The sequence below is a fragment of the Streptomyces sp. A1136 genome (assembly GCF_004795055.1).
Lineage (GTDB): Bacteria > Actinomycetota > Actinomycetes > Streptomycetales > Streptomycetaceae > Streptomyces.
Window position 1 is genome coordinate 1 of the sequence record NZ_SSBJ01000362.1, and the last position, 521, is coordinate 521.

General features: G+C 76.4%; 1 protein-coding gene. It reads left to right on the top strand.

All coding sequences use genetic code 11. The annotated features are described in order from the left end of the window. On the top strand, positions 1 to 521 hold a 521-nt coding region (locus E6R62_RS39050), incomplete at both ends, for a class I SAM-dependent methyltransferase (protein ID WP_136218055.1).

Here is a 521-nt window from a genome sequence, read left to right on the forward strand (position 1 = left end):
GGGTACTGGGCGGCCACGTCGGACGAACCCGGCGAGGCGATCTGGGACGCGGAGGCCGCGCTGAGCGCCGTACCGCACAGCCGGCTGCTCCTGCCGTACGCGGACGCCACCCTGCCCGGGGTCGACCTCGGCTGCGGCAACGGTACGCAGACCCGCCATCTCGCCACCCTGTTCGCCCGGGCGATCGGGGTGGACCTCTCGCACGCGGCGATCGACCACGCCCGGCGGGCCGACCCCGGGCAGGCCGCCGAGTTCGCCCAGCTCGACCTGACCGACGCCGCCGCCGTGCGCGCCCTGCACGAGCGGATCGGTGACACGAACGTCTACATGCGGGCCGTGATCCACCAGAGCGACCCCGAGGCCCGGCCGGCCGTCGCCGCGGCCGTCGCGACGCTGCTGGGGGAGCGGGGCCGGGCCTTCGTCGCCGAGCTGACACCCGCGTCCAGGGAGGTGCTGCAACGGGCCGCGCAGGGCCCGGACGGGCCGCCGGTGAAGCTGCGCCGGGTCTTCGAGCACGGGCT